The sequence below is a fragment of the Alcanivorax sp. genome, from assembly GCF_014762765.1.
Lineage (GTDB): Bacteria > Pseudomonadota > Gammaproteobacteria > Pseudomonadales > Alcanivoracaceae > Alcanivorax.
Map to the genome: position 1 here is coordinate 1 of NZ_JABURH010000071.1, position 8,452 is coordinate 8,452.

An 8,452-nucleotide genomic window follows, 5' to 3' on the forward strand; every position below is an offset into this window, starting at 1 on the left:
TCGGCGAACGCCAGCGTTACCCGCTGGTGCTGACCCATGCCTGTGCCCAGGCGGTTCCCTATGGGGTGGTGGTGGGCAATGCTGCCCATACCTTGCACCCGGTAGCGGGGCAGGGTTTCAACCTGACCGTGCGCGATCTGGTGCAGTTGGCCAGCACCGTTGGCGCTGCCCCGGCACCGGGTGCATTGTCCCTGTTGCAGCAATACGTGCAACGCCGGGAGCAGGACCAGGCCCTGATCAGCCAGGCCTCCCGCTGGGTACCGGAGTTGTTCCGGGTGCAGCAGCCGTTGTTCGCCCACAGCCGGCAGCTGGGGCTGGTGGCCATGGATATCCTGCCCGGCCTGCGCCAGGGTTTTGCGCGCCGCGCCATGGGCTTGTGAAAGCAGTTGAAAGTTCAAAGTTTAAAGTTGAAACGCGAGCGAAACTTGTAGCCACACGATTTGCGTCAACGCCGCGCCGCAAGACCCGTAGAATGCACCGTAACAATGAGGCGCCAAGGTTGGGCCTTGCTTTTAATCTTTTCCCTGTCATGTATGGACGCGGGGGAAACGCCGCTCGGCTGGCACTAAACGAGCGTCGTGTTTCAACTTTAAACTTTGAACTTTCAACTCAAAGCACCTGAAAACGTGAGGACAAAGCGTGCAACCCAATAGCGTGTCGCCTGCAAGCGAAAAACAACACATCGTCATTGTCGGCGGTGGCATGACCGGGGGCTTGCTGGCGGTGTTGCTGGCGGAGCAGGGGCTGACCGTGACGGTGCTGGATGGGGCGCCGGCGCCAGTGATGCCGACCGGCCCGGCCCAGTTGCGGGTGTCCACGCTCACCGAGGCCAGTCACTGGCTGCTGCAGAACAGTGGTGTCTGGGAGTACCTGGACATGAGCCGGGTGCAGCCCTACGACGCCATGCAGGTCTGGGATCAGGATGGCACCGGTGAAGTGTTGTTCCGCGCCCGGGAAGTGGGAGCGCAATCCCTGGGCTGGTTGCTGGAGAATGGCCACCTGGCGGCCGCCCTGTACCGCCGTGCGGCGGACTACCCGAACCTGCATTGGCGCTGTGGGGTGGCCGTTGAAGAGGCGCGCCGTGAAGAGGGTCGCTGGCAGGTCCGTGCGGGCGATGAGCAATGGCAGGCAGACCTGCTGGTGGGCGCCGATGGCGCCCGCTCCCGGGTCCGTGACTGGGCCGGTATTAGTGGTGGCGCCCGTGACAGCGGTCACCATGCGCTGGTGGCGACCATCGCCACTGCCTTGCCCCATAACGCCTGTGCCCGTCAGGTATTCATGGAATCCGGCCCCTTGGCGTTGCTGCCGCTTTACAGTGACCCGCAACAGGGTGAACAGCGGCAGTGTTCCATCGTCTGGTCTGGCTGGCCGGAGCGGATTGCCCGGCTGCGGGAAGCGGCGCCGGCGGATTTTGCGGCCGAACTGCAGGCGGCCACGGGCGAGGCGCTGGGTGAAGTGACCCTGCTCAGCGAGCGGGCGGTGTTTCCCATTCAGGAGCGGCATGCCAGCAGCTATGTGGCAGCCGGGTTGGCACTGGTGGGCGATGCCGCCCATGTAATACATCCGCTGGCCGGCCAGGGCGTGAACCTGGGCCTGCTGGATGCGGCGGTGCTGGCAGAAGAGGTGGAGCGTGCCACACAAAGCGGGCGGTCCTGTGCCGACAGTGCGGCCCTGGCCCGTTACCAGCGTCGTCGCCGTGGCGAGAATCTGCTCATGCAGAACGCCATGCGCGGGTTTCAGCAGTTGTTCGGGCAGCGGGCCCTGCCGGTGCGCTGGTTGCGCAATACCGGCATGCGCTGGGTCAATCAGGCCGGGCCACTCAAGCGTCTGTTTGCCAGCCAGGCCATGGGGCGGGGCGCCGATTTACCGGTTCGGGCGCGGCCCCGGGCTTGAGGGTATTGAACGGTCCGCGGGGGCGCGGCAAATAGTGCCGACAGGCTCTAGAGCTTGGCATAAATTCCTGCCATACTTGCCGCCCAATTAAGAATCATTCTTGTTTCCTTGTGCATTTATGGAGTCCGCTATGATGCGAGCCATTGCCACTGTGGCTGCCGCCGCTGTCATGCTTACCGGCCTGTGGGCCTGTTCCGAACCCGCCGCTGAAGAAGAGCTGGTGGTCTATACCTCGCGCAATGACCATTTGATCAAGCCGGTATTCGATGCCTACACCGAGGCTACCGGGGTGAAAATCCGCTATATCACTGACAACGCCGCCGCCCTGACCGCCCGTTTGCAGGCGGAGGGTGAGCGTTCCCCCGCGGATATGCTGATCACGGTGGATGCCGGTAACCTGTGGAATGCGGCGGACAAGGGCCTGCTGCAACCCCTGGACTCCCAGGTGCTGGCCGCCAATGTGCCGGCGGAACTGACCGACCCGGAGAACCGCTGGTTCGGTCTGACCGTGCGGGCCCGCACCCTGGTTTATTCCCCCGAGCGCGTTGATCCGTCCGCCCTGTCCAGCTATGAAGCCCTGGCCGACCCGGAGTGGAAGGGGCGTCTTTGTCTGCGCACCTCCAAGAAGGTCTACAACCAGTCCCTGGTAGCAACCATGATCCAGCGCCTGGGCGAGGAAAAAACCGAGGAAATCGTGCGTGGCTGGGTGGCGAATCTGGCCACCGACGTGTTCTCCAACGACACGGCTCTGATGGAAGCCATCGTGGCCGGTCAGTGCGATGTGGGCATAGTAAACACTTACTACTTTGGCCGCATGAAGCAGGATAACCCGCAGCTGCCCCTGTCCCTGTTCTGGGCCAACCAGGATTCCAGCGGCGTGCACGTGAACATCTCCGGCGCGGGCATCACCCGCCATGCGCCGCGGCCGGAAAAGGCCCGCGACCTGCTGGAGTGGATGAGCCAACCGGAAGCCCAGAAGCTGCTGGCCGACCGCAATATGGAGTACCCGGTGAATGCCGCCGTGGAGCCCGCCGAAGAGGTGGCTTCCTGGGGGGAATTCCAGTCGGATGATCTCAACGTCAGTGTGGCCGGTGCCTTGCAGGTGGATGCGGTCAAACTGATGGACCGCGCCGGGTACCGCTAACCGGTGCGAACCCGGGGAGCCCTGTCCGCCAGCGGAGCCAGCGTTCTGCTGCTGGCCTTGCTGGTGCTGGTGCCCATTGTGGTCTTGCTGGCCGCCTGGCAGCAGGAGCAATGGGCCACCTGGCAGCACCTGCTCGACACGGTGCTGTGGCGGCTGGTGGGCAACACCCTGTTCCTGATGGTGGGGGTGTCCGCCGGGGTGCTGCTGCTCGGCGTGTCCCTGGCCTGGTGTGTGGCCACCCTGGAATTCCCCGGGCGCCGCTGGCTGCAATGGGCGCTTCTGCTGCCCATGGCCATGCCCGCCTATGTTCTCGCCTTCGTGATGGTGGACTTGCTGGATTACGCCGGCCCCATCCAGACCTTTCTGCGCCAGTGGCTGCCGATGCTGCCCGACTTCAGTGCCCGCCATCCCCTCTGGGTGGTGATCACCCTGTCCCTGGTGCTCTATCCCTATGTCTACATGCTCGCCCGGCTGGCTTTCGAGGCCCAGGGGCGGGCGGTGCTGGAACAGGCCCGCATCCTCGGTGACACGGCTTCGTCCGCCTTCTTCCGGGTGGCACTGCCGATGGCACGGCCCGGTATTGCTGCCGGGCTGGCCCTGGCGTTGATGGAAACCCTGGCGGACTTTGGCGCGGTCAGCATCTTCAACTTCGATACTTTCACCACGGCCATCTACAAGAGCTGGTACGGCCTGTTCAACCTGCAGGCAGCCGCCCAGCTCGCCTCCCTGCTATTGCTGTTCGTAGTGGTGGCCCTATGGCTGGAACGGCGCGGCCGCAGCCGTGCCCGCTACAGTGAAATTGGTGGGCGGCAGACCTTGCGCAGTCGTCCGCGGCTGGCCTGGGGGGTGACGCTGTTTGCCTTTTCCGTGTTGTTCATGGCCTTCCTGCTGCCGGTCAGCCGCCTGCTCTACTGGGTGATCGACAACGGCCTGATGCAGGTGGATGCCCGTTTCCTCAATCTGATCTGGCGGACCTTCCTGCTCGGGACCATGGCCGCGCTGCTGGTGCTGAGTCTGGCCGGCTGGCTGGCCTGGGTGAAGCGGCATCAGCCATCACGGTCCGTGTCCGTGGCCGTGCGCTTGGCGACGCTGGGCTACGCCTTGCCAGGGTCGGTGCTGGCGGTGGGCATCATGATCAGTTTCAGTGCGGTAGAGGGCTGGCTGGCGGACCTGGGGCTGGGCATCGTGCTGGTCAGTACCCTGGCGGCATTGTTGCTGGCCTATGTGGTGCGCTTCATGGCGGTGGGTTTCGGTCCGGTGGAAAACGCCCTCCAGCAGGTGCGTCCCAGCCTGGTGGAGGCGGCCCGTACCCTGGGGGCATCCTCCGCGGAAGTGGGCCGTCGGGTTTATGTGCCGATGATGTTGCCGGGCCTGCTCACCGCGTTGCTGTTGGTGGGCATTGATGTGATGAAGGAAATGCCGGCCACCCTGCTGCTGCGCCCCTTCGGCTGGGACACTCTGGCAGTCCGGATTTACGAGTTGACCGCCGAGGGGGAGTGGCAACGGGCTGCCGCCCCGGCGCTGACCCTGGTGCTCTTGGGGTTGATCCCGGTGATGGTGCTGACCCGTCGACGCGCCGAGCGACTGGATTCCCCCCAGGGCTGATGGTCCTGTCGGCTATTGCATCCTGCAAATGGCCTAACTTCCCCGAAAAAGCTACGAACATCTCCCTAGCTGTTCCGATATCGTAACGTTTCTTTTTGTGTATATATGTAAATTTGGTGACGGTTTAGCCATTTCCCGTGATGTATTCGTGAAGGAAAGTTGGTACGTTAATGCCAACTTTTTGCGCACATAACTGTGTATGCAAATCGAAAATAACAATAGCCCCGGTACGGGCGCGTCTTTTTGGAGAGCTTCATGACAATGCGAAAACTGCTGCCTGCGGTTGTGGCGGGCGTTGGGGTGGTGTGTATCTCGCCGGCCATGGCCAGCATGGGCAACATCGGTACCACCTACGGGGTGTTGCCGTCGGATCTGGCGTCTGCCCAGGCCCTGTCCTTGTTCAACAGCCAGGTCTCCGCCACTTACTACAATCCGGCCTACCTGGCCCAGGATGATCGGGGCGAGCTGACCACCGGGTTATTGCATGCGGACCATGAATTGCGCGCAAGCAGCCTGGGTGGCGCCGCGCCGCTGCCGCGCAGCAGCGATACGCTGCAGGATTCGCCTTCCCAGCACACTCTGCTGGGCATGAAAACCGACCTGTCCTCGCTGACCCGCTTCAACCACCCCCTGTACCTGGGGTTCATGCTGGGAGTAGAGAAGTACGGCGAGGAAATGATGGCGTTCAATTCCCAGACCTCTGTTGAGGGCCAGTACTTCGAATTCGGTCGTCAGCCCCTGTTCCTGAATCTGGGCGGCGGCACGCAGATCTGGCGTGGCCTGGATATGGGCCTGTCCGCCCGCATCACGCTTCACTCGGAAGCGGAGCTGGTGGCCACCTCCACCCTGGGCGGGGTGACCAGCTATGAGACGCTTAACGTGTCAGCCAAGCCCTCCATTCGTCCGATCTTCGGCATGAACATGGACTGGGGTGAGAGCTTCTGTGGTGACGGCAACGATTGCTGGTACAGCGGTCTGGAGACTGCCTTCAGTTTCCGGGGTTACTCCAACACCAACACCACGGTGGATTCCACCATCACCATTCCCGGCACTGTGCTGGATCCGGGTATCAATCTGGCCATCAGCACCGTGGATTCCTATCAGCCGAACATCTATGCCGCCGGTCTGGCCTACGGGCGTGATCGTTGGCGGGTGGGCCTGACCGTGGAAATGCAGGAATGGTCACGGCTGGAAGAAGAGCTGGAAGGCGACACCATCAAAGATCAGGCGGTGCAGTACAAAGGCACCCCCTATGAGTTGAAGTTCAAGGACATCGTGGTGCCCCGGCTGGGTGGCGAATTCCACCTGGATGACACCTACATGGTCACCGGTGGGGTGGCCTTCAGCGAATCGCCGCTGGATTCCGACGGCTCCCTGGAAGTGAACTACCTGGATACCGACAAGTGGATCCTGGGGCTGGGGCTCACTGCCCAGTACAAGTCAGTGCCGGTGCTGGCGTTTCCGGTGCGTCTGGATCTGGCTTACCAGTACCAGAAGCTGGAAACCCGCACCTTTGACCTCTACGACCGCCGCTCACCGTCCTTCCCGCAACCCTACGAAAGTGTGGACGCAGAAGGGGACGTACACGTGTTTTCCGGCTCCATCACCCTGAAATTCTAGGAGATCGGCGATGACAACAAGAAATTTATGGCTGGCCGCCGCGGCCGCGACCCTGGCCGCCTGTGGGGGAGATGCCGGAGACACCCCGTCCATTGCCGGTTGGCAGCAGGCGGAAGTGTATTACAGCTATCCCTATGACGGGCAGCAGAACCTGTCACCAAAAACGCCGCTGGTGTTGCGGTTTTCCCACGCCATGGCGGTGGATGCCAGTCACTTTACCCTGCTCGATTGTGGCCAGCTGGGCGACGCCTGTGAGGACACGGGAGATAACCAGGTGGCCCTGGGTGACCTGCAATCGCTGGATGGCGGCATGGGCGTGATGCTGCAGCCGCAGAGCTCGCTTCAGAGCCACAGCCATTACCGCTTGGTGATCGACGGCATCGAAACGGACCAGGGCAGTCCGGTGTTCCCGGATGGTGGCCTGGATTTCGTCACACGCCTCAGTCATGACGGACCCTTGTCCACCCGGATGGCCACGTCGGATCTGGCCGTGAGCCAAGTGATCCCGGACGGCAATGCGCTGCCCTTCATGGACTTTTCCACCCTGCGGGTGCGCTTCAACCAGATGCTTGACCCGGGAACCATGCAATATGGCGACACCGACGGTGGAGCTTCCGTGGAACTGGAACACGAGGGTGATACCGTGCCCGCTGCGCTGCTGGTCAAAGGCAATGCGGTGACCATCGATCCTCTCCAGGATCTGACCCCGGGACAGCGGTACACCCTGAAATTCACCCCGTCGGTACGGGGGGTGGATCAGGCCCAGCTCACCGGCGGGTTCGAGCAGAGCTGGACCGCCCGGGATTCCATGCCCCGCGCGACCCTGGTGCAGGAAGCCCTGAGCGCCAGTGAGGACCAGAACGACCCGTGCAATGCTCCGGATGCCCTGGTGGCCAAGCTTACCGGCGCCACCATGAACTGTGTGCCAATCCAGTCCACCCTGCTGGGCGACAAGGATGCGACCATGCAGACTGGCGATGTGTTCGCGGAGCTGGCCTACCTGCCGAATTATCCGCAGGTATCGCCACTGCGGATTCCCCGCAACAGCCTGCTCACCGGCACCAATGTGACCGTCAAGGTGGCGGGGGAAGTGGCGGCGGGCATCGACACCGGCGCCATCGCGGTGACCTTCCTGTCGGATGCGTCAGGTTACCTGTTGCCCAACCCCTACAGTGATGCCCATGAAGCGCCCAAGCAGGTGAAGCTGTACATGGATGTGTCCATGACGGCGGAAAACCCGGAGGCCAACGGCGCCCTCAGCCAGACCCTGCTGCATGTGGAACTCAATGGCATGGCGCTGGTAAAAGAGGGCCGCATGGAAATTGATGCGGTGGGTATCGTGGAGCCGAAAGTCCTGGGCCAGGAAACCGCCTTTGGGCTGCTCAGCTTCCATATGAAGTCCTACGAGGATCAGGAGAACGCGCCGCAACCGGTGCCGGATATGACCGCACCACAATTGCAGTCCATGGTCCCCGCCGTGGACGAGTCGGGCACAGCGCTGAGCGCCCGTCCTGGCGATGCGGTGATCCTCAATTTCGATGAGCCCCTGGATCCGTCCAGCCTCAGCGCCGGCGACACCTTCGGCCTGCAACAGGATGGCAGCCATGTGGCGGTGGACTGGTATCTGGATGGCGCCTCCCTGGTGATGCGACCGGTTGCTCCGTTGGCATTCGGCGAGAGCTATACCGCCATGGTCAGCTCCCGGGTCACCGACCTGGCCGGCAACCCCGCGGTTCCGGTCAATGCTTCCTTTAATCTGCCTCAGCAGGTGGGGGACCTGGCGCCCCCCATCGTGCTGACCAGCTATCCGGGCTTCCCCTGTGCCGCCGACAAGGCGCACTGGGAAATCGAAGCGGGGAACCATGGTTTCTGCCAGGGCGGCAAGGTGGAAGACGACCGCAATCCGGTGCCCTCGCTGCCGACAGATCGTGCTATCCGGGTGAATTTCTCCCGGGATATCGACGCGGAATCGGTGGTCTTTGAAAATACCAATGCCTGTGACGTGGGCAGCTTCCGGGTGGAAAAGGTGGAGCTGGACCCAGCCACGGGGCGCCCGCTGCGCTATGACGAAGACGGCAAACGCAAATACCGCTGTGAGGCGGGTGTGACCGGCAAGCTGGAGGTGGGCAATCGTCGCCTGGTCTTTACCCCGTCCCAACCCTGGGAAGAGGGTGCCTATTACCGTTACAT

6 protein-coding genes are annotated in these 8,452 nt (G+C 62.7%); all 6 read left to right on the forward strand.

Annotation, left to right across the window (positions count from 1 at the left end; translation table 11 throughout):
* On the forward strand, positions 1 to 380 hold a 380-nt coding region (locus HUJ17_RS03095; protein ID WP_290509302.1), incomplete at its 5' end, for an FAD-dependent monooxygenase.
* Positions 381 to 639: 259 nt separating this feature from the next.
* A complete protein-coding gene (locus tag HUJ17_RS03100; RefSeq protein WP_231874141.1) occupies positions 640 to 1,893 on the forward strand; it encodes a UbiH/UbiF/VisC/COQ6 family ubiquinone biosynthesis hydroxylase in 1,254 nt (417 codons plus the stop codon).
* A 130-nt stretch (positions 1,894 to 2,023) separates the two neighbouring features.
* On the forward strand, positions 2,024 to 3,037 hold the full coding sequence (locus tag HUJ17_RS03105) for an extracellular solute-binding protein (protein ID WP_197461836.1): 1,014 nt from the start codon (positions 2,024 to 2,026) through the stop codon (positions 3,035 to 3,037).
* Positions 3,038 to 3,040: 3 nt separating this feature from the next.
* Positions 3,041 to 4,642: an iron ABC transporter permease gene (locus HUJ17_RS03110; RefSeq protein WP_103917126.1), complete on the forward strand. Its 1,602-nt coding sequence runs from the start codon at positions 3,041 to 3,043 to the stop codon at positions 4,640 to 4,642.
* A 255-nt stretch (positions 4,643 to 4,897) separates the two neighbouring features.
* A complete protein-coding gene (locus HUJ17_RS03115) occupies positions 4,898 to 6,262 on the forward strand; it encodes an outer membrane protein transport protein (protein WP_062815334.1) in 1,365 nt (454 codons plus the stop codon).
* 10 nt (positions 6,263 to 6,272) lie between these two features.
* The coding region (locus HUJ17_RS03120) for an Ig-like domain-containing protein (RefSeq protein ID WP_290509303.1) at positions 6,273 to 8,452 on the forward strand (2,180 nt) is incomplete at its 3' end.

Coding starts and splice junctions, on each gene's coding strand:
- HUJ17_RS03115 (WP_062815334.1), top strand. CDS start 4,898: ATGACAATGCGAAAACTGCTGCCTGCGGTTGTGGCGGGCGTTGGGGTG.
- HUJ17_RS03105 (WP_197461836.1), top strand. CDS start 2,024: ATGATGCGAGCCATTGCCACTGTGGCTGCCGCCGCTGTCATGCTTACC.